This is a genomic window from Klebsiella sp. JB_Kp042 (assembly GCF_040065275.1).
Lineage (GTDB): Bacteria > Pseudomonadota > Gammaproteobacteria > Enterobacterales > Enterobacteriaceae > Klebsiella > Klebsiella quasipneumoniae.
In genome coordinates, this window is the sequence record NZ_JBEAJL010000115.1 from 48137 (window position 1) to 68223 (window position 20087).

The 20087-nt window shown below is 57.7% G+C and carries 18 protein-coding genes; 16 read left to right on the plus strand and 2 right to left on the minus strand.

All coding sequences use genetic code 11. The features are described from left to right. Positions 1-62: 62 nt before the first annotated feature. The 4 genes from yfbV (at position 63) to ABLV54_RS24295 (ending at position 3680) form a co-directional block, all read left to right on the plus strand. Positions 63-518, plus strand: coding sequence for a terminus macrodomain insulation protein YfbV (gene yfbV, locus ABLV54_RS24280; RefSeq protein WP_002913194.1), 456 nt, complete (start codon positions 63-65; stop codon positions 516-518). Positions 519-605: 87 nt separating this feature from the next. Next, the gene (locus tag ABLV54_RS24285; RefSeq protein ID WP_023290515.1) at positions 606-1100 is read left to right on the plus strand and encodes a YfbU family protein; all 495 of its coding nucleotides are present in this window, start codon (positions 606-608) and stop codon (positions 1098-1100) included. An 11-nt stretch (positions 1101-1111) separates the two neighbouring features. After that, entirely contained in the window at positions 1112-1771 is a 660-nt protein-coding gene (locus ABLV54_RS24290) for a sugar phosphatase (RefSeq protein ID WP_023290514.1), read from the plus strand. Between the two features lie 76 nt (positions 1772-1847). Next, positions 1848-3680 carry an SLC13 family permease gene (locus ABLV54_RS24295; RefSeq protein WP_044524269.1) on the plus strand — a complete coding sequence of 611 codons (1833 nt, stop codon included), beginning with the start codon at positions 1848-1850 and terminating at the stop codon, positions 3678-3680. Positions 3681-3725: 45 nt separating this feature from the next. Here ABLV54_RS24295 and yfbR read toward each other — a convergent pair whose 3' ends face one another. Both yfbR and alaA read right to left on the minus strand, forming a co-directional pair. Further along, complete coding sequence (gene yfbR, locus ABLV54_RS24300) at positions 3726-4325, minus strand: 5'-deoxynucleotidase (RefSeq protein WP_002913188.1); 600 nt, start codon at positions 4323-4325, stop codon at positions 3726-3728. A gap of 81 nt (positions 4326-4406) precedes the next feature. Then, on the minus strand, positions 4407-5624 hold the full coding sequence (gene alaA, locus ABLV54_RS24305) for an alanine transaminase AlaA (RefSeq protein ID WP_004201748.1): 1218 nt from the start codon (positions 5622-5624) through the stop codon (positions 4407-4409). An 877-nt stretch (positions 5625-6501) separates the two neighbouring features. On the opposite strand from alaA, the gene ABLV54_RS24310 reads away from it, so the two are divergent. The 12 genes from ABLV54_RS24310 to nuoL all read left to right on the plus strand — a co-directional run bounded on the left by ABLV54_RS24310 (position 6502) and on the right by nuoL (position 19941). Next, on the plus strand, positions 6502-7428 hold the full coding sequence (locus ABLV54_RS24310) for a LysR family transcriptional regulator (RefSeq protein ID WP_101881360.1): 927 nt from the start codon (positions 6502-6504) through the stop codon (positions 7426-7428). A 650-nt stretch (positions 7429-8078) separates the two neighbouring features. Next, on the plus strand, positions 8079-8525 hold the full coding sequence (gene nuoA, locus ABLV54_RS24315; RefSeq protein WP_002913181.1) for an NADH-quinone oxidoreductase subunit NuoA: 447 nt from the start codon (positions 8079-8081) through the stop codon (positions 8523-8525). 15 nt (positions 8526-8540) lie between these two features. Continuing rightward, on the plus strand, positions 8541-9215 hold the full coding sequence (gene nuoB, locus ABLV54_RS24320) for an NADH-quinone oxidoreductase subunit NuoB (RefSeq protein WP_002913178.1): 675 nt from the start codon (positions 8541-8543) through the stop codon (positions 9213-9215). Between the two features lie 87 nt (positions 9216-9302). Next, entirely contained in the window at positions 9303-11111 is a 1809-nt protein-coding gene (gene nuoC, locus ABLV54_RS24325; protein WP_004201746.1) for an NADH-quinone oxidoreductase subunit C/D, read from the plus strand. A gap of 2 nt (positions 11112-11113) precedes the next feature. Continuing rightward, entirely contained in the window at positions 11114-11614 is a 501-nt protein-coding gene (nuoE, locus tag ABLV54_RS24330; protein ID WP_002913160.1) for an NADH-quinone oxidoreductase subunit NuoE, read from the plus strand. Then, entirely contained in the window at positions 11611-12948 is a 1338-nt protein-coding gene (gene nuoF / locus ABLV54_RS24335; RefSeq protein ID WP_060590083.1) for an NADH-quinone oxidoreductase subunit NuoF, read from the plus strand. Before nuoE ends, nuoF begins: the two co-directional genes overlap by 4 nt. Before the next feature lie 33 nt (positions 12949-12981). Next, on the plus strand, positions 12982-15708 hold the full coding sequence (gene nuoG, locus ABLV54_RS24340; RefSeq protein WP_044524268.1) for an NADH-quinone oxidoreductase subunit NuoG: 2727 nt from the start codon (positions 12982-12984) through the stop codon (positions 15706-15708). Next, the gene (nuoH, locus tag ABLV54_RS24345; protein ID WP_023290510.1) at positions 15705-16682 is read left to right on the plus strand and encodes an NADH-quinone oxidoreductase subunit NuoH; all 978 of its coding nucleotides are present in this window, start codon (positions 15705-15707) and stop codon (positions 16680-16682) included. Before nuoG ends, nuoH begins: the two co-directional genes overlap by 4 nt. Before the next feature lie 14 nt (positions 16683-16696). Next, positions 16697-17239 (plus strand): NADH-quinone oxidoreductase subunit NuoI, encoded by a 543-nt coding sequence (gene nuoI / locus ABLV54_RS24350; protein ID WP_002913152.1) that lies wholly within the window; start codon positions 16697-16699, stop codon positions 17237-17239. Positions 17240-17249: 10 nt separating this feature from the next. Next, the gene (gene nuoJ, locus ABLV54_RS24355; protein WP_004201743.1) at positions 17250-17804 is read left to right on the plus strand and encodes an NADH-quinone oxidoreductase subunit J; all 555 of its coding nucleotides are present in this window, start codon (positions 17250-17252) and stop codon (positions 17802-17804) included. Beyond that, on the plus strand, positions 17801-18103 hold the full coding sequence (gene nuoK / locus ABLV54_RS24360) for an NADH-quinone oxidoreductase subunit NuoK (protein ID WP_004865088.1): 303 nt from the start codon (positions 17801-17803) through the stop codon (positions 18101-18103). Before nuoJ ends, nuoK begins: the two co-directional genes overlap by 4 nt. Beyond that, positions 18100-19941, plus strand: coding sequence for an NADH-quinone oxidoreductase subunit L (gene nuoL, locus ABLV54_RS24365; RefSeq protein ID WP_032453592.1), 1842 nt, complete (start codon positions 18100-18102; stop codon positions 19939-19941). The genes nuoK and nuoL overlap by 4 nt, the downstream gene beginning before the upstream one ends. Positions 19942-20087 lie beyond the last annotated feature (146 nt).

The window sequence follows — 20087 nt, forward strand, 5'->3', positions numbered from 1 at the left end:
CATGCATAGTTGGTGTTTTGCACGAATTTTTTAAGTTTTATATGTAAAGTTGAGGTAAAGCCATGTCGACCCCTGAGAAACGCCCCGTTAGCTTCTTTAGCTTGTTCAACCGCGGGCAGCACTACGCCAAGACCTGGCCTCTCGACAAGCGCCTCGCGCCGGTATTTATTGAAAACCGCATCATTCGTGCCACCCGCTACGCCATCCGCATCATGCCGCCGATCGCCATTTTCACCCTCTGCTGGCAGATAGCGTTGGGCGGCCAGCTGGGTCCCGCCGTGGCCACCGCGCTGTTTGCATTGAGCCTGCCGATGCAGGGGTTATGGTGGTTGGGTAAACGTTCAGTGACGCCGCTGCCGCCTTCCATTCTTAACTGGTTCTACGAAGTACGCGGCAAACTGCAGGAGGCGGGGCAGGCGCTGGCGCCTGTCGAAGGCAAGCCCGATTATCAGGCGCTGGCTGACACGCTTAAGCGCGCCTTCAAACAACTCGATAAAACTTTCCTTGATGATTTGTAATTCACTACGGAAAACGCATATAAAAGAAGGCGCATGATTTATGCGCCTTCTTTATTTCACGCCCTACCGTGCTACAGGAGTCACAACATGGAAATGACCAATGCGCAGCGTCTGATTTTATCCAATCAGTACAAAATGATGACGATGCTCGACCCGGACAATGCGGAGCGCTACCGTCGTCTGCAAACCATCATTGAGCGTGGGTATGGGCTGCAGATGCGTGAACTGGACCGCGAGTTCGGCCAGTTGACGGAAGAAACCTGCCGTACCGTTATCGACATCATGGAGATGTACCACGCGCTACACGTCTCCTGGACCAACCTGAAAGACGCGGAGGGTATCGACGAGCGCCGAGTCACCTTCCTCGGCTTTGATGCCGCCACCGAAGCGCGTTTTCTCGGCTACGTGCGCTTTATGGTCAATGTTGAAGGCCGTTACAGCCACTTTGACGCTGGCACCCATGGCTTTAACTCGCAGACCCCGATGTGGGAGAAATATCAGCGGATGCTGAGCGTCTGGCACGCCTGCCCGCGCCAGTATCATCTGAGCAGTAACGAAATTAACCAAATCATCAATGCCTGAGGGAGGTGCCCGTGCAGTGTAAAGGTTTCCTGTTCGATTTAGACGGGACGCTGGTGGATTCCTTGCCGGTGGTGGAGCGTTCATGGTGCAAGTGGGGGGATCGTTTCGCCATCGACCATGATGAAATTCTCAGTTTTATTCACGGCAAGCAGGCCATTACCTCTATTCGCCATTTTATGCCGGGTCGCAGCGAGGAAGATATCCAGGCCGAATTCCGTTATCTCGAGCAGATGGAAGCCACTGATATCGAAGGCATCGTCGCCCTGCCGGGGGCGTTAGCCCTGCTGAATTCGCTCAATGAGGCTGGGATCCCGTGGGCGATTGTCACCTCCGGCTCGATTCCGGTTGCGCACGCGCGTCACCGCGCGGCGGGCCTGCCGATGCCGGAGGTGTTTGTCACCGCAGAGCAAGTGAAGCACGGCAAGCCGGCGCCGGACGCCTATCTGCTGGGCGCCGAGCGGCTGGGGCTGCCTGCCGGGGAGTGCGCGGTGGTGGAAGATGCGCCGGCGGGGCTGCTCTCCGGGCTGACGGCAGGCTGTCGCACCATCGCGGTCAAGGTGCCTGCCGATGCCCCCCGTCTGGATGAAGCCGACCTCGTGCTGAGCAGCCTGGAAGATCTGCTGGTTGAACGCCAGGCCGACGGCGTGGTGAATGTGCGTCTTAAAGCGTAAACCCATGATTTCGCCCCGCGTCGTCGGGGCTTTTTTATGCCACTATGTCGACTCCCACTTGTGACAAGGAAACGTTGTGAACGGTGAATTGATTTGGGTTTTATCCCTCCTGGCCATCGCGGTTGTGCTGTTTGCTACCGGCAAGGTGCGCATGGATGCTATCGCCCTGATGGTCATTGTCGCCTTTGTCCTCAGCGGCACGCTGACGCTGACCGAAGCTTTTTCCGGGTTCAGCGATCCTAACGTGATCCTGATTGCCGCCCTGTTTATTATCGGCGACGGCCTCGTGCGTACCGGGGTAGCCACCAAGATGGGCGCTTGGCTGGTGAGCGTAGCAGGCAACAGCGAAACCAAAATGCTGATCTACCTGATGCTCACCGTCGCCGGGCTGGGCGCGTTTATGAGCTCCACCGGCGTGGTCGCCATTTTCATTCCGGTGGTCCTTAGCGTCTCGGCGCGGATGAATACCTCCCCCTCGCGGCTGATGATGCCGCTGAGCTTCGCCGGGCTTATCAGCGGGATGATGACCCTGGTGGCGACGCCGCCCAACCTGGTGGTCAACAGCGAACTGCTGCGCGAAGGGCTGCACGGCTTCAGTTTTTTCAGCGTCACCCCGATTGGCCTGGTGGTGCTGATCCTGGGCATCGTCTATATGCTGGCGGTGCGCTTTATGCTGAAGACGGATAATGGCGAATCCGCGCGCGATGGACGAAAAAGAAGCACCTTCCGCGATTTGATTCGCGAATATCACCTCACCGGCCGCGCCCGCCGGCTGGCGATCCGACCCGGTTCGCCGATGATCGGTCAGCGGCTGGATGATTTAAAGCTGCGTGAGCGCTACTGTGCCAACGTTATCGGCGTTGAGCGCTGGCGGCGGTTCCGTCGGGTGATTGTTAACGTCAACGGGGTATCGGAATTTCGCGCCCGCGACGTCCTGCTGATCGATATGTCCGCCTCCGATGTCGACCTGCGCCAGTTCTGCGGCGAGCAAATGCTCGAGCCGATGGTGCTGCGCGGCGAGTATTTTGCCGATCAGGCGCTGGATGTGGGGATGGCGGAGGTGGCGCTGATCCCGGATTCAGAGATGATAGGTAAAACGGTGCGTGAGATAGCCTTCCGCACCCGGTTTGGTCTCAATATCGTCGGCATGAAGCGCGATGGCAAAGCGATGGATGGTTCCGTGGTCGATGAGCCGCTGCAGCTCGGCGATATCCTGCTGGTGGTCGGCAACTGGCGGCAAATTGCCCTGCTGGCGAAGCGCGGTCGGGATTTCGTGGTGCTCAATATGCCGGTTGAGGTCGATGACGCTTCGCCGGCCCACAGCCAGGCTCCGCACGCGATTTTCTGTCTGGTGCTGATGGTGGCCCTGATGCTGACGGATGAAATCCCCAACCCTATCGCCGCGATCATCGCCTGTCTGCTGATGGGCAAATTCCGCTGCATCAACGCCGAAAGTGCCTACAAGGCGATCCACTGGCCGAGCATTATTCTGATTGTCGGGATGATGCCGTTTGCCCTGGCCTTGCAGAAAACCGGTGGGGTGGATCTGGTGGTCAAGGGACTGATGGACGTTGCCGGAGGCGAGGGGCCTTATCTGATGCTCGGCTGCCTGTTTGTGATGTGCGCGGCGATAGGCCTGTTTATCTCTAACACGGCCACTGCAGTGCTGATGGCGCCTATTGCCTTAGCGGCGGCGAAGTCGATGGGCGTGTCGCCCTATCCCTTTGCCATGGTGGTGGCGATGGCGGCTTCGGCGGCGTTTATGACCCCGGTCTCCTCGCCGGTCAACACCCTGGTGCTTGGCCCGGGTAAGTATTCCTTCAGCGACTTTGTAAAGATTGGCGTGCCCTTTACCGTGCTGGTAATGGTGGTCTGCGTCCTGCTGATCCCGGTGCTCTTCCCGTTTTAAGGTATGCAGGCCGGGTAGGGGGCGACCGCTGCCCGGCCTGAAAAATTACAGCGGCGAATCCTGGCTGATTTCATCCAGCGACAGCTGGAAGCTCGGGACAAACACCTGCATAAAGTAATCCATCTCCGCGCTGCGCCGCGATGCCAGCGTTTTTTCCAGACGGCCTTTGGCCAGCAGAAATTCGTTGTTGCCCGCCGACAGCTCTTCGAGGCATTTCAGGTAGGCGCAGAGGGCGTCAGCCTGTTTGACGATCGACTGCTCTTCCTCACTGTAGTGATGCTCGTCAATCAGCGGTTCGAAAATATCGCGCAGCTCGTCAGGCACCATATCCACCAGCTTCTGCTGGGCGATTTTCTCAATCGCCTTATATTCCTGGGCAATCTGCGAATTGAAATATTTCACCGGAGTAGGGAGATCGCCAGTTAAGACTTCCGAGGCGTCATGGTACATCGCTAACAAGGCGATACGCTCGGCGTTGACCTGGCCGCCGAATTTGCGGTTTTTGATCGCCGCCAGCGCGTGGGCGACCATCGCCACCTGCAGGCTGTGCTCGGAGACATTTTCAGTGCGCACGTTGCGCATCAGCGGCCAGCGGTTAATCAGTTTCAGACGGGAGAGGTGGGCAAAGAAATGACTCTGACTCATAGGAACCCTTAATCAGTGACAACATCGGGTTCCATTGTGCGCAGGGATCGCCGCCGGATGCAAATGCCGGCGGCGGCACGATTACAGCTGATGGTAGCCGGAGAGGAAGCGGCCGAAGCGGGAGATCGCCATCTCCAGGTCGTCTTCGCGAGGCAGGGTCACAATGCGTACGTGATCCGGCCACGGCCAGTTAAAGGCAGTACCCTGCACCAGCAGCACTTTCTCCTGCAGCAGGAAATCGAGCACCATTTTCTGGTCATCGTGAATATTGAAGCGTTTGGCGTCGATTTTCGGGAACATGTACAGCGCGCCTTTTGGCTTCATGCAGGAGACGCCCGGAATATCGTTGATCAACTCCCAGGCGCGGTTGCGCTGTTCATACAGACGCCCGCCGGGAATGATGAATTCGCTGATACTCTGGTAGCCGCCCAGCGCCGTCTGGATAGCATGCTGGGCCGGCACGTTGGCGCACAGACGCATCGACGCCAGCATTTCCAGTCCTTCGATATAGCCTTTCGCATGTTTTTTCGGGCCATTCAGCACCATCCAGCCCTGACGGAAGCCGGCGACGCGGTAAGTTTTCGACAGTCCGTTGAAGGTCACCGTCAGCAGATCGGGCGCCAGAGCGGCAATGGAGTGATGCTGGGCTTCGTCGTAGAGGATCTTGTCGTAGATCTCATCGGCGAAAATAATCAGGTTGTGCTGGCGGGCGATCTCCACGATCTCCTGCAGCAGCTCTTTGGAATAGACCGCGCCGGTGGGGTTGTTGGGGTTGATGATCACGATCCCGCGGGTGCGAGGCGTAATTTTAGCGCGGATATCGTCAAGATCCGGGAACCAGTCAGAGGATTCGTCACACAGATAGTGCACCGCTTTACCGCTGGAAAGGGACACCGCCGCCGTCCACAGCGGGTAGTCCGGGGCGGGAACCAGCATCTCATCGCCGCTGTTTAACAGCGCCTGCATCGCCTGGACAATCAGTTCGGACACGCCGTTGCCGATGTAAATATCTTCCACGGTGACATCGCGCATTCCCCGCGCCTGGTAATGCTGCATGATGGCTTTACGCGCCGAGTACAATCCTTTCGAATCGCAGTAACCCTGGGCGGTAGGCAGATTGCGGATGACGTCGACGAGGATCTCGTCAGGGGCTTCGAAGCCGAAGGGCGCCGGGTTGCCGATGTTCAGTTTCAGAACCTTATTGCCTTCTTCTTCAAGACGTTTCGCTTCTTTCAGAACCGGGCCGCGGATGTCATAACAGACGTTCTCTAACTTGCTGGATTTTTCGATGGGGGACATGAATCTTGACCTTTTAGCTGTTATCGCCACTCCCTGCCGTGGAAGTCAGCACGGAACAATGTACTCCGCCTCCCCGCTGTTTTGAAGGCTTTGCAGGAGAAGATTTTGCTAACGCAGGATTTTAAGCGTAATTGATTTATCTGCTGATTGCTGATTTTTCCTGTTGTTTATGCCTTTTCATGGCATTTTTTCGGTCGTCTATGTTGAGGTTGTGCCTTTTTTACCATCATTTATCTGGTTTGTTTGTCGGGTAAACGGGGGGGCTGAAGAATGGATGGCCGCAAAAAAACGCTATCCTTAATGTAATAGCGGTTGATTTGTAATCTTGATGTTAAGTAATTTTAATAAAAAACTGTGCGCAAGCGCATTATTATTATTTTTGACAGGTAATAATCTGAGGTTTGTTAATTTATATAAAATGTTGAAAAAAATTTAAAATTAACTCAGTTAATCCTTATTAAGGCTTATAAAAAGGATGGGGATCGGTTAGAATATCGCCGTTAATATCAGTGGTAGTCGGTATGATTTACGGCTGAATTGGTATCTAATATATTGTTATTACAGAATTTTATTGTTCGTTTTTCGCCAAAAAAGAAGTCCGGCGAAAGAGAGGCTTTCTCACCACCACTGTGCGATTTCCCGGGGCGACGTATGACGCCTTGCTGGCCGTGGTAATTAATAATAATGAGGAATACGAACAATATATTACTCCGGTGTTCTGCGCATTTGCTCAGATGAGTACTTTGGCATGTAATAACGTTCGTCCAGTTGTTTATCCGCCATCTGACGGTGAGCACAAGGCTCAGGGAATAGCCGGAAACCTGGCGTAAAGCATCAACAAGGCAGGTCAGCGTTAGCCACCTGTAAGTGAAGAAAGATGATTAATACAACACGTCCGATACTCAACCTCGATCTCGATCTGCTGCGCACCTTTGTAGCCGTCGCTGATTTGAACACCTTCGCCGCCGCCGCCGCCGCAGTGTGCCGTACCCAGTCCGCGGTCAGCCAGCAAATGCAACGCCTGGAGCAGCTGGTTGGCAAGGAGCTTTTCGCTCGTCACGGACGCAATAAACTGCTGACCGAGCAGGGCATTCAGCTGCTGGGCTATGCCCGCAAAATCCTGCGCTTTAACGATGAAGCCTGCATGTCGCTGATGTATGGCAGTCTGCAGGGGGGACTGACCATCGGCGCGTCGGAAGAAACCGCTGATACTATCCTGCCGTTTCTGTTAAACCGCATCGGCTGCTTCTATCCCAGAATGACGCTGGAGATTAAAGTCCATCCCCACGCCGTCATCATGGCGATGCTGAGCGGGGGAGAGGTCGATCTGGCATTAACCACCCATCAGCTTCCCGGTTTTACCGCTTTTACGCTGAGAACGTCGCCTACCCTCTGGTACTGTGCGGCGGACTACGTGCTGGCTAAAGGGGAGTCGATCCCCCTGATCCTGCTCGAAGAGCCTGGCCCGTTCCGTGAGGACATCATCGCCGTGCTGGAGGCTGCCCGCGTCTCCTGGCATCTGGCCCACGGCGCCTCGTCGCTCTCCGGGGTGAAAGCGGCAGTGAAAGCCGGACTGGGGGTCACCGCGCGTCCGGTCGAAATGATGAGCCCGGATTTGCGCGTGGCCGGCATTAGCGATGGCCTGCCGGTCCTGCCGGATACCCGGTACGTCGTCAGCTGCAATCCGCAGACGGTGAGCGAACTACCGCAGGCGATTTTTCAGTCTCTGAGCCAGGAGAGCGATCCCTGGCGCGCGGGGCCGGCACTTACTCCGGAAGAGGGAGGAAGCACCTTCATTTTGTGAGGTTATTTTGCTAACAAAGATCACAAAAACTGGTAACAGAATGTAAGTGTCCAAAAAGAGCCTCAGGGGTGGGTTTCTCGTCTGGTGGCTCTTTTTTTTGCACTCTTATTGATGTTTTGAATCTTTTTTTTATTTCTTTGCAGAAAAATCAGCACATTGGCGTGACCGGACGCTCACCTTGCCGACTTTTTCCTGCACTTTCAACACTTCCTGCTAATGTTAAAAAACCGGATGGATTGTTGCCGATTTCCTGGGGTAATTAACAAAACCGTGTCGCAGATCAAGAAAATACCCCTCTTTGGGGGGAGGAATCGAGGCTAAATCCTGTCAAAATAGCAGGGATTTTTGATTTACGACGGAAACGGACACGATTCAACAACACTAAAACCGAACAGTATGCAAGGTTATTTCGCATAAAAGGGCATTTAATGTTAATGAAAAGATTCCAATGTAAATTAATGTTATGAAAACTTTTGTTAAAGTTGACAAAAGGTTAAAGAAAGGGGTAAAAAGCCACGGCATCTGGGCTTCTCACATCTTCCAGGGACGCTTTTTTGCACGGTTATTTTTTATTCCTCCCGTGAAACGCTGTGGCGTTCATCTGCCAGTAAGAGCAGAGGGTTTTGGCGCTACACTTTTTTGGTTAAGCAATGCGTATGTCAACATCCACTGAAGTCATCGCTCATCACTGGGCATTCGCTATATTTCTCATCATCGCTATCGGTCTGTGCTGCCTGATGCTCGTCGGCGGCTGGTACCTTGGCGGTCGCGCGCGCGCGCGTAGCAAAAACACGCCGTTTGAATCGGGGATCGACTCCGTTGGTTCGGCCCGCTTACGTCTTTCTGCGAAGTTTTATCTGGTTGCCATGTTCTTCGTTATCTTCGACGTGGAAGCCCTGTATCTCTACGCATGGTCGACCTCCATCCGCGAGAGCGGCTGGGTCGGCTTTGTGGAAGCCGCAATTTTCATTTTAGTGCTACTGGCTGGTCTGGTTTATCTCGTTCGCATCGGCGCACTGGACTGGACGCCTGCGCGTTCCCGTCGCACGCTGGTTAACCCGGAAACAGACAGTCCCACTAACCGTCATATGCAGTAAAAGCGAGGCAATAAGATGGATTATACGCTCACCCGCATAGATCCTAACGGTGAGAACGACCGTTACCCCCTGCAGAAACAGGAGATCGTTACCGACCCCCTGGAGCAGGAAGTCAACAAAAGCGTGTATATGGGGAAACTCGAACACGCGCTGCATGACATGGTGAACTGGGGCCGTAAGAACTCAATTTGGCCGTATAACTTCGGCCTTTCTTGCTGTTATGTGGAAATGGTGACGTCATTCACTGCGGTGCATGACGTTGCGCGCTTTGGGGCCGAAGTTCTGCGCGCCTCTCCGCGTCAGGCGGACCTGATGGTGGTCGCCGGAACCTGCTTCACCAAAATGGCGCCGGTTATTCAGCGTCTCTATGATCAGATGCTGGAGCCGAAGTGGGTGATCTCCATGGGCGCCTGCGCGAACTCCGGCGGCATGTACGACATCTATTCCGTCGTCCAGGGCGTGGATAAATTCATTCCGGTCGATGTGTACATCCCGGGCTGCCCGCCGCGTCCGGAGGCCTATATGCAGGCGCTGATGCTGCTGCAGGAGTCCATTGGTAAAGAACGTCGTCCGCTCTCATGGGTGGTTGGCGATCAGGGCGTCTATCGCGCCAATATGCAGTCGGAACGCGAGCGTAAACGCGGCGAACGTATTGCAGTGACCAATCTGCGGACGCCGGACGAGATTTAATTTGCGCCTGCGGGCGGGAGAACCACTTCGCAAATCAATCTACAACAGCGCGAAGTCTCGCCCGGCAGTCACCACGGACCTTTTGCAATGGTGAACAATATGACCGATTTAACCGCGCATGACGCCGCACCAGCCTGGCAAACCCGCGATCACCTTGATGACCCGGTGATCGGCGAACTGCGCAACCGCTTTGGGCCGGATGCCTTTACCGTTCAGCCAACCCGTACCGGCGTACCGGTGGTATGGGTCAAGCGCGAGCAGCTGCTTGAGGTGGGTGATTTCCTGAAGAAATTGCCGAAGCCTTACGTGATGCTGTTTGACCTGCACGGCATGGACGAACGTCTGCGCACGCACCGCGATGGCCTGCCCGCCGCGGATTTTTCCGTTTTCTATCACCTGATTTCCATCGACCGCAACCGCGACATCATGCTCAAGGTGGCGCTGTCTGAAAACGATCTGCATCTGCCGACCTTCACCAAACTGTTCCCCAACGCCAACTGGTATGAGCGTGAAACCTGGGAAATGTTTGGTATTACCTTCGATGGCCACCCGAACCTGCGTCGCATCATGATGCCGCCGACCTGGGAAGGCCACCCGCTGCGTAAAGACTACCCGGCGCGCGCCACCGAATTCGATCCGTTTGAGCTGACCAAAGCCAAACAGGATCTGGAGATGGAAGCGCTGACTTTCAAACCGGAAGAGTGGGGCATGAAGCGCGGCACCGACAACGAGGACTTCATGTTCCTCAACCTCGGTCCGAACCACCCCTCCGCGCACGGTGCGTTCCGCATTATTCTGCAGCTGGATGGCGAAGAGATCGTCGACTGCGTGCCGGACATTGGTTACCACCACCGCGGCGCCGAGAAGATGGGCGAGCGCCAGTCCTGGCACAGCTACATCCCGTACACCGACCGTATCGAATACCTTGGCGGTTGCGTCAACGAGATGCCGTACGTGCTGGCCGTGGAAAAACTGGCCGGGATCACCGTGCCGGATCGCGTCAACGTGATCCGCGTAATGCTCTCCGAACTGTTCCGCATCAACAGCCACCTGCTGTATATCTCTACCTTTATTCAGGACGTCGGCGCGATGACCCCGGTCTTCTTCGCCTTTACCGATCGGCAGAAAATCTACGATCTGGTGGAAGCGATCACCGGTTTCCGTATGCACCCGGCGTGGTTCCGCATCGGCGGCGTCGCGCACGATCTGCCGCGCGGCTGGGATCGTCTGCTGCGTGAGTTCCTCGAGTGGATGCCGAAGCGTCTGGACTCCTATGAAAAAGCCGCCCTGCGCAACACCATTCTGAAGGGCCGTTCCGTCGGCGTGGCAGCCTATACCGCTAAAGAGGCGCTGGAGTGGGGCACCACCGGCGCAGGCCTGCGCGCCACCGGTATCGGCTTCGACGTGCGTAAATGGCGTCCTTATTCTGGCTATGAAAACTTCGACTTCGAAGTCCCGACCGGGGGCGGCGTCTCTGACTGCTACACCCGCGTGATGCTGAAAGTCGAAGAGCTGCGCCAGAGCCTGCGCATTCTTCAGCAGTGCCTCGACAATATGCCGGAAGGGCCGTTCAAAGCGGATCACCCGCTGACCACGCCGCCGCCGAAAGAGCGCACGCTGCAGCATATCGAAACCCTGATCACCCACTTCCTGCAGGTATCGTGGGGCCCGGTCATGCCGGCCAACGAATCCTTCCAGATGATTGAGGCGACCAAGGGGATTAACAGTTACTACCTGACCAGCGACGGCAGCACCATGAGCTACCGTACCCGCGTCCGCACGCCGAGCTTTGCGCACCTGCAGCAGATCCCGTCGGCGATCCGCGGCAGCCTGGTATCCGACCTGATCGTCTATCTGGGTAGTATCGATTTTGTTATGTCAGACGTGGACCGCTAATTATGCACGAGAATCAACAACCACAAACCGAGGCTTTTGAGCTGAGTGCGGCAGAGCGTGAGGCTATTGAGCACGAGAAGCACCACTACGAAGACCCGCGTGCGGCGTCCATCGAAGCGCTGAAAATCGTTCAGAAACAGCGCGGCTGGGTGCCGGATGGCGCGATCTACGCCATTGCCGATGTGCTGGGCATCCCGGCCAGCGACGTCGAAGGCGTGGCGACGTTCTACAGCCAGATTTTCCGCCAGCCGGTTGGCCGTCACGTGATCCGCTACTGCGACAGCGTGGTGTGCCACATTACCGGCTATCAGGGAATTCAGGCCGCCATCGAGAAGAAGCTGAACATCAAGCCAGGGCAGACCACCTTTGATGGCCGCTTTACCCTGCTGCCGACCTGCTGCCTGGGCAACTGCGACAAGGGACCGACCATGATGATTGATGAGGACACTCACAGCCATCTGACGCCGGAGGCAATTCCTGACCTGCTGGAGCAGTACAAATGAAAACCGTAATTCGTACTGCGGAAACGCATCCGCTCACCTGGCGCCTGCGCGACGACAAGCAGCCGGTCTGGCTGGACGAGTATCGCAGCAAAAATGGCTATGAAGGGGCGCGAAAAGCGCTGACCGGCATGGCGCCGGACGAGATCGTCACGGCGGTAAAAGACGCTGGCCTGAAAGGGCGCGGCGGCGCGGGCTTCTCCACCGGTCTGAAGTGGAGCCTGATGCCGAAAGACGAGTCCATGAACATCCGTTACCTGCTGTGTAACGCCGATGAAATGGAGCCGGGCACCTATAAAGACCGCCTGCTGATGGAGCAACTGCCGCACCTGCTGGTGGAAGGCATGCTGATCTCCGCGTTTGCGCTGAAGGCCTGGCGCGGCTACATCTTCCTGCGCGGAGAGTATATCGAAGCGGCCCAGCATCTGCGCCGCGCGATTGCCGAAGCCACCGAGGCGGGCCTGCTGGGGAAAAACATCCTCGGCACCGGTTTTGACTTCGAGCTGTTTGTCCACACCGGGGCAGGGCGCTATATCTGCGGCGAAGAGACGGCGCTGATTAACTCCCTGGAAGGTCGCCGCGCTAACCCGCGCTCCAAGCCGCCGTTCCCGGCGAGCTCCGGCGTGTGGGGTAAGCCGACCTGCGTCAACAACGTGGAAACCCTGTGCAACGTGCCGGCGATTTTGGCCAACGGCGTTGAGTGGTACCAGAACATCTCCACCAGTAAAGATGCCGGCACCAAGCTGATGGGCTTCTCCGGCCGCGTGAAGAACCCGGGCGTCTGGGAGCTGCCGTTCGGCACCACTGCCCGCGAGATCCTGGAAGATTACGCCGGCGGCATGCGCGATGGCCTGAAGTTTAAAGCCTGGCAGCCGGGTGGGGCAGGGACCGACTTCCTCACCGAAGCGCACCTCGATCTGCCGATGGAGTTCGAAAGCATTGGTAAAGCGGGCAGCCGTCTGGGCACCTCGCTGGCGATGGCCGTTGACCACGAGATCAACATGGTCTCGCTGGTGCGCAACCTCGAAGAGTTCTTCGCCCGCGAGTCCTGTGGCTGGTGTACGCCGTGCCGCGATGGGCTGCCGTGGAGCGTGAAGATCCTGCGCGCCCTGGAGCGCGGCGAAGGCCAGCCTGGCGATATCGAAACCCTTGAGCAACTGTGTCGATTCCTGGGCCCGGGTAAAACCTTCTGCGCGCACGCGCCGGGCGCGGTTGAGCCGCTGCAGAGCGCGATTAAATATTTCCGCGAAGAATTCGAGGCTGGCATTAAGCAGCAGTTCAGCAATACCCATGCAATCAACGGGATTCAGCCGAACCTGCTTAAGACGCGCTGGTAATCTAAAGGTTTTTTTATTTTTGGAAGCACGCTAATGGCTACGATTCATGTAGACGGCAAAGAATACGAGGTCAACGGAGCGGACAACCTGCTGGAGGCTTGTCTCTCTCTTGGGCTTGATATTCCCTACTTTTGCTGGCACCCGGCGCTAGGGAGCGTCGGTGCTTGCCGCCAGTGTGCGGTGAAGCAATATCAGAACGCGGAAGACACGCGTGGTCGCCTGGTGATGTCCTGTATGACTCCGGCATCCGACGGCACCTTTATTTCTATCGACGATGGCGAAGCGAAGCAGTTCCGCGAAAGCGTGGTGGAGTGGCTGATGACCAACCACCCGCACGACTGCCCGGTCTGCGAAGAGGGCGGCAACTGCCACCTGCAGGATATGACGGTGATGACCGGCCATAGCTTCCGCCGCTATCGTTTTACCAAGCGTACCCACCGCAATCAGGATCTGGGGCCGTTTATTTCTCACGAAATGAACCGCTGCATCGCCTGCTACCGCTGCGTGCGCTACTACAAAGATTATGCCGACGGCACCGATCTGGGCGTCTATGGCGCCCACGACAACGTCTACTTCGGCCGCCCGGAAGATGGCACCCTGGAAAGTGAATTCTCCGGTAACCTGGTGGAAGTCTGCCCGACCGGCGTCTTCACCGATAAAACCCACTCCGAGCGCTATAACCGTAAATGGGACATGCAGTTTGCGCCGAGCATCTGCCAGCAGTGTTCCATCGGCTGTAACATCAGTCCGGGCGAACGCTATGGCGAACTGCGTCGTATCGAAAACCGTTATAACGGGACCGTTAACCGCTACTTCCTCTGCGACCGCGGTCGTTTCGGCTATGGCTACGTGAACCTGAAAGACCGTCCGCGTCAGCCGGTTCAGCGCCGCGGCGACGATCTGATTACCCTCAACGCCGAGCAGGCGATGCAGGGCGCGGCGGATATTCTGCGCCAGTCGAAGAAAGTGATCGGCATCGGCTCCCCGCGCGCCAGCATTGAAAGCAACTTCGCGCTGCGCGAACTGGTGGGCGCCGACAACTTCTATACCGGCATCGCCAAAGGCGAACAAGCGCGCCTGCAGATGATGCTGAAAGTGCTGCGCGAAGGTGGGATCCACACCCCAAGCCTGCGCGATATCGAATCCTACGACGCGGTACTGGTGCTGGGCGAAGACATTACCCAGACCGGCGCGCGCGTCGCGCTGGCGGTGCGTCAGGCGGTGAAAGGGAAAGCTCGCGAAATGGCGGCGGCGCAGAAAGTGGCCGACTGGCAGATCGCCGCGATCCTCAACATCGGCCAGCGCGCCAAACACCCGCTATTCGTCACCAACATCGATGACACCCGCCTGGATGACATCGCCGCGTGGACCTACCGCGCGCCGGTGGAAGATCAGGCGCGTCTCGGCTTCGCCATCGCCCATGCGCTGGACGACAGCGCTCCGGCGGTTGACGGCCTGAGCCGCGAACTGCAGGGGAAAGTCGATGTCATCGTCCAGGCGCTGGCCGGGGCGAAAAAACCCCTGATTATTTCCGGGACCAACGCCGGCAGCATGGAGATCATCCAGGCCGCCGCTAACGTGGCGAAAGCCCTGAAAGGCCGCGGCGCCGACGTCGGCGTGACGATGGTTGCCCGCGCGGTGAACAGCGTCGGTCTGGGTATGATCGGCGGCGGTTCTCTTGAAGAGGCGCTGGACGAACTGGAAAGCGGCGCCGCAGACGCGGTCATCGTGCTGGAAAACGACCTTCACCGTCATGCTTCCGCCGCCCGCGTCGACGCAGCGCTCTCCAAAGCGCCGCTGGTGATGGTGGTTGACCATCAGCGCACGGCGATTATGGACAAAGCGCACCTGGTGCTCTCCGCGGCAAGCTTTGCGGAAAGCGACGGTACCGTGGTCAACAACGAAGGCCGCGCTCAGCGCTTCTTCCAGGTCTACGACCCGGCCTACTACGACGCGAAAACCGTCATGCTGGAAAGCTGGCGCTGGCTGCATTCCCTGCACAGCACCGTTAACAACCGTCAGGTTGACTGGACGCAGCTGGACCACGTCATCGATGCCGCGATTGCCGCCCTGCCGCAGCTGGCGGGCATTAAAGACGCCGCGCCGGATGCGACCTTCCGCATTCGCGGTCAGAAGCTGGCGCGTGAACCGCACCGCTACAGCGGCCGCACAGCGATGCGCGCCAACATCAGCGTCCACGAACCGCGTCAGCCGCAGGATAAAGACACCATGTTCGCCTTCTCCATGGAAGGGAACAACCAGCCGTCCGCCCCGCGTTCGCAGATCCCGTTCGCCTGGGCGCCGGGCTGGAACTCCCCGCAGGCATGGAACAAGTTCCAGGATGAAGTGGGCGGGAAACTGCGCCACGGCGATCCGGGCGTCCGTCTGTTTGAAGCGTCCGCCAGCGGGCTGGAATACTTCACGGCGGTGCCGGCCAGCTTCCAGGCGGAAGACGGGAAATGGCGTATCGCGCCGTACTACCACCTGTTTGGTAGCGATGAGCTGTCACAGCGCGCGCCGGTGTTCCAGAGCCGGATGCCTGAGCCGTACATCAAGCTGAACCCGGCGGATGCCGCGAAGCTTGGCGTCAACGCCGGGGCGATGCTCTCCTTTAGCGTGGAAGGCCAGACTCTGCGTCTGCCGCTGGTTATCTCTGAAGGTCTGACCGCAGGACAGGTTGGCTTACCGATGGGCATGCCGGGCATTGCGCCGGTACTGACCGGATCGCGTATTGATTCACTGCAGGAGGCGAAAGCATGAGCTGGTTAACGCCGGATCTTATCGACATTCTGTTAAGCATCCTGAAGGCCGTGGTCATTCTGCTGGTGGTGGTCACCTGCGGCGCGTTCATGAGCTTCGGCGAGCGTCGTCTGCTCGGTCTGTTCCAGAACCGCTACGGGCCAAACCGGGTGGGCTGGGGCGGTTCGCTGCAGCTGGTCGCCGACATGATCAAAATGTTCTTTAAAGAGGACTGGGTTCCGCGCTTCTCGGATCGCGTGATCTTTACTCTGGCGCCGGTGATCGCCTTTACTTCGCTGCTGCTGGCCTTCGCTATCGTGCCGGTCAGCCCGACGTGGGTGGTGGCCGATCTGAACATCGGGATCCTGTTCTTCCTGATGATGGCAGGCCTGGCGGTCTATGCGGTGCTGTTCGCCGGTTGGTCGAGCAACAACAAATACTCCCTGCTGGGGGCGATGCGTGCTTCCGCGCAGACCCTGAGCTACGAAGTGTTCCTCGGCCTCTCCCTGATGGGCGTGGTGGCGCAGGCGGGGTCATTCAACATGACCGATATCGTCAACAACCAGGCGCATCTGTGGAACGTTATTCCGCAGTTCTTCGGCTTCGTGACGTTCGCCATCGCCGGCGTGGCGGTGTGTCACCGTCACCCGTTCGACCAGCCGGAAGCGGAGCAGGAGCTGGCCGATGGTTACCACATTGAATATTCCGGCATGAAGTTCGGTCTGTTCTTCGTCGGTGAATACATCGGTATCGTCACCGTTTCAGCGCTGATCGTCACGCTGTTCTTCGGCGGCTGGAATGGCCCGTGGTTACCTCCTTTCATCTGGTTCGCGCTGAAAACCGCGTTCTTCATGATGATGTTCATTTTGATCCGCGCATCATTACCGCGTCCGCGCTATGACCAGGTAATGTCCTTTGGCTGGAAGGTATGCCTGCCGTTAACGCTGGTCAACTTGTTGGTAACGGCGGCTGTCATTCTCTGGCAGGCGCAATAAGGGGTGAATTGAACATGACCTTAAAAGAATTATTGGTGGGGTTCGGCACCCAGGTCCGCAGTATCTGGATGATCGGCCTGCATGCCTTCGCCAAACGTGAAACCCGGATGTACCCGGAAGAGCCGGTCTATCTGCCGCCGCGCTATCGCGGCAGGATCGTGCTGACGCGCGATCCGGACGGTGCAGAGCGCTGCGTCGCCTGTAACCTGTGTGCGGTAGCCTGCCCGGTGGGCTGTATTTCGCTGCAGAAAGCAGAGACGGTAGACGGCCGCTGGTACCCTGAGTTCTTCCGCATCAACTTTTCACGCTGCATCTTCTGCGGTCTGTGCGAAGAAGCGTGCCCGACCACGGCGATCCAGTTGACCCCGGACTTTGAGCTGGGTGAATACAAGCGTCAGGATCTGGTGTACGAAAAAGAGGATCTGCTGATTTCCGGTCCGGGCAAATACCCGGAATATAACTTCTACCGGATGGCGGGTATGGCAATCGACGGCAAAGATAAGGGCGAAGCGGAAAACGAAGCTAAGCCGATCGACGTCAAGAGCCTGTTACCGTAAGGAGAGGGCAATGGAATTCGCTTTTTATATCTGTGGCCTGATCGCCATCCTCGCAACCTTGCGGGTCGTCACCCACACCAATCCGGTGCATGCGCTGCTGTACCTGATCATTTCGCTGTTAGCGATTGCCGGGGTGTTCTTCTCGCTGGGCGCTTACTTCGCCGGGGCGCTGGAGATTATCGTCTACGCCGGGGCCATTATGGTGCTGTTCGTCTTCGTGGTGATGATGCTCAACCTGGGCGGCAGCGAAATCGAACAGGAACGCAAATGGCTGCAGCCGGGGATCTGGATTGGCCCGGCCATCCTCTCCGCGGTGCTGCTGGTGGTTATCGTTTACGCCATCCTGGGGATTAACGACCAGGGTATCGACGGCGCGGCGATCAACGCCAAAGAAGTGGGTATTGCGCTGTTTGGGCCGTACGTCCTGGCGGTGGAGCTGGCCTCCATGCTGCTGCTGGCGGGCCTGGTGGTCGCCTTCCACATCGGTCGCGAAGAGCGCGCCGGCGAGGTGCTGAGCAACCGCGTGAACGACAGCGACAAAAGAAAAACGGAGGAACACGCATGATCCCCTTAACACATGGACTGATCCTCGCGGCCATCCTGTTTGTGCTTGGTCTGACGGGGCTGGTGATCCGCCGCAATCTGCTGTTTATGTTGATCAGCCTGGAAATCATGATTAACGCCGCCGCGCTGGCCTTTGTGGTGGCGGGCAGCTACTGGGGCCAGACTGATGGTCAGATTATGTATATCCTCGCTATCAGCCTCGCGGCTGCGGAAGCGAGTATCGGTCTGGCGCTGCTGCTGCAGCTCCATCGTCGCCGCCAGAACCTGAACATCGATTCAGTAAGTGAGTTGCGTGGATGAACATGCTTGCCTTAACCATTCTTTTGCCATTGATTGGCTTTGTGCTACTGGCCTTTTCCCGCGGGCGCTGGTCGGAAAACCTTTCCGCCACCGTTGGCATGGGCTCGGTAGGCCTGGCGGCGCTGGTCACCGCCTACGTCGGCGTTGACTTTTTCGCTAACGGCAAACAGGCGGTCAGCGTGCCGCTGTGGACCTGGATGTCGGTTGGGGATTTCAACATCGGCTTCAACCTGGTGCTGGACGGCCTGTCGCTGACCATGCTCTCCGTGGTGACCGGCGTCGGCTTCCTGATCCATATGTTCGCCTCCTGGTATATGCGCGGTGAAGAGGGCTATTCCCGCTTCTTCGCCTACACCAACCTGTTTATCGCCAGCATGGTGGTTCTGGTACTGGCCGATAACCTGCTGCTGATGTACCTGGGTTGGGAAGGGGTGGGGCTCTGCTCTTACCTGCTGATCGGTTTCTACTACACCGATCCGAAGAACGGCGCCGCAGCGATGAAAGCGTTCGTGGTGACCCGCGTCGGCGACGTGTTCCTCGCCTTCGCGCTGTTCATTCTTTATAACGAACTGGGTACCCTCAACTTCCGCGAAATGGTTGAGCTGGCGCCGCAGCACTTCGCTAACGGCAGCACCACGCTGCAGTGGGCGACGCTGATGCTGCTCGGCGGCGCGGTCGGTAAATCCGCCCAGCTGCCGCTGCAAACGTGGCTTGCCGATGCGATGGCGGGTCCGACGCCAGTCTCCGCGCTGATCCACGCCGCCACCATGGTTACCGCGGGCGTCTACCTGATCGCCCGTACCCACGGTCTGTTCCTGATGACGCCGGAAGTGCTGCATCTGGTCGGGATCGTCGGGGCGGTAACGCTGGTGCTGGCGGGCTTCGCCGCGCTGGTGCAGACCGACATCAAACGCGTTCTCGCTTACTCCACCATGAGCCAGATTGGCTACATGTTCCTCGCGCTGGGCGTGCAGGCATGGGATGCGGCGATTTTCCATCTGATGACCCACGCGTTCTTTAAAGCGCTGCTGTTCCTGTCGTCGGGTTCGGTGATTCTCGCCTGCCATCACGAACAGAACATCTTCAAGATGGGCGGCTTGCGCAAATCTATTCCGCTGGTATACGTCTGCTTCCTGGTGGGGGGCGCGGCGCTGTCCGCTCTGCCGCTCATTACCGCAGGCTTCTTCAGTAAGGATGAGATTCTGGCGGGGGCGATGGCCAACGGCCATATCAACCTGATGGTGGCGGGCCTGGTCGGCGCCTTTATGACCTCGCTGTACACCTTCCGCATGATTTTCATCGTGTTCCACGGTAAAGAGCAAATTCACGCGCACGCAGGGAAGGGGATCACCCATCATCTGCCGCTGATTGTGCTGCTGGTGCTGTCCACCTTCGTTGGCGCGCTGATCGTGCCGCCGCTGGAAGGCGTCCTGCCGCAGACCACTGAACTGGCGCACGGCAACGTGATGACGCTGGAGATTGCCTCCGGGATCATCGCCATTGCCGGCATCCTGATCGCCGCATGGCTGTGGCTGGGCAAACGCACCCTGGTGACCTCTATCGCCAACAGCGCGCCTGGCCGCTTCTTCGGTACCTGGTGGTTCCATGCCTGGGGCTTCGACTGGTTATACGACAAAGTCTTCGTTAAGCCATTCCTCGGCATTGCCTGGCTGCTGAAGAGCGATCCGCTGAACGCATTGATGAACATCCCGGCGATCCTCTCCCGCTTCGCAGGTAAAGGCCTGCTGGTGAGCGAGAACGGCTATCTGCGCTGGTATGTGGCGTCAATGAGCATCGGCGCGGTGGTGGTGCTGGCGCTGCTGATGGTATTGCGTTGAGTTTGAGAACCATTGTGTTGCCCGGCGGCGCGCTGCTTGCCGGGCCTACGGGACCGTAGGTCGGGTAAGCGTTAGCGCCACCCGACACAACAAGCCTCAAACCGAAGTGAATTTTCTGTGAGAATTCGTTGAAAATCAGGTCGTAA

Bases quoted from the DNA above. Each gene is read 5' to 3' on its own strand.
- yfbV (WP_002913194.1), top strand. From the start codon at position 63: ATGTCGACCCCTGAGAAACGCCCCGTTAGCTTCTTTAGCTTGTTCAAC.
- ABLV54_RS24285 (WP_023290515.1), top strand. From the start codon at position 606: ATGGAAATGACCAATGCGCAGCGTCTGATTTTATCCAATCAGTACAAA.
- yfbR (WP_002913188.1), bottom strand. From the start codon at position 4,325: ATGAGTCAGAGTCATTTCTTTGCCCACCTCTCCCGTCTGAAACTGATT.
- alaA (WP_004201748.1), bottom strand. From the start codon at position 5,624: ATGTCCCCCATCGAAAAATCCAGCAAGTTAGAGAACGTCTGTTATGAC.
- ABLV54_RS24310 (WP_101881360.1), top strand. From the start codon at position 6,502: ATGATTAATACAACACGTCCGATACTCAACCTCGATCTCGATCTGCTG.
- nuoA (WP_002913181.1), top strand. From the start codon at position 8,079: ATGCGTATGTCAACATCCACTGAAGTCATCGCTCATCACTGGGCATTC.
- nuoB (WP_002913178.1), top strand. From the start codon at position 8,541: ATGGATTATACGCTCACCCGCATAGATCCTAACGGTGAGAACGACCGT.
- nuoC (WP_004201746.1), top strand. From the start codon at position 9,303: ATGGTGAACAATATGACCGATTTAACCGCGCATGACGCCGCACCAGCC.
- nuoE (WP_002913160.1), top strand. From the start codon at position 11,114: ATGCACGAGAATCAACAACCACAAACCGAGGCTTTTGAGCTGAGTGCG.
- nuoF (WP_060590083.1), top strand. From the start codon at position 11,611: ATGAAAACCGTAATTCGTACTGCGGAAACGCATCCGCTCACCTGGCGC.
- nuoG (WP_044524268.1), top strand. From the start codon at position 12,982: ATGGCTACGATTCATGTAGACGGCAAAGAATACGAGGTCAACGGAGCG.
- nuoH (WP_023290510.1), top strand. From the start codon at position 15,705: ATGAGCTGGTTAACGCCGGATCTTATCGACATTCTGTTAAGCATCCTG.
- nuoI (WP_002913152.1), top strand. From the start codon at position 16,697: ATGACCTTAAAAGAATTATTGGTGGGGTTCGGCACCCAGGTCCGCAGT.
- nuoJ (WP_004201743.1), top strand. From the start codon at position 17,250: ATGGAATTCGCTTTTTATATCTGTGGCCTGATCGCCATCCTCGCAACC.
- nuoK (WP_004865088.1), top strand. From the start codon at position 17,801: ATGATCCCCTTAACACATGGACTGATCCTCGCGGCCATCCTGTTTGTG.
- nuoL (WP_032453592.1), top strand. From the start codon at position 18,100: ATGAACATGCTTGCCTTAACCATTCTTTTGCCATTGATTGGCTTTGTG.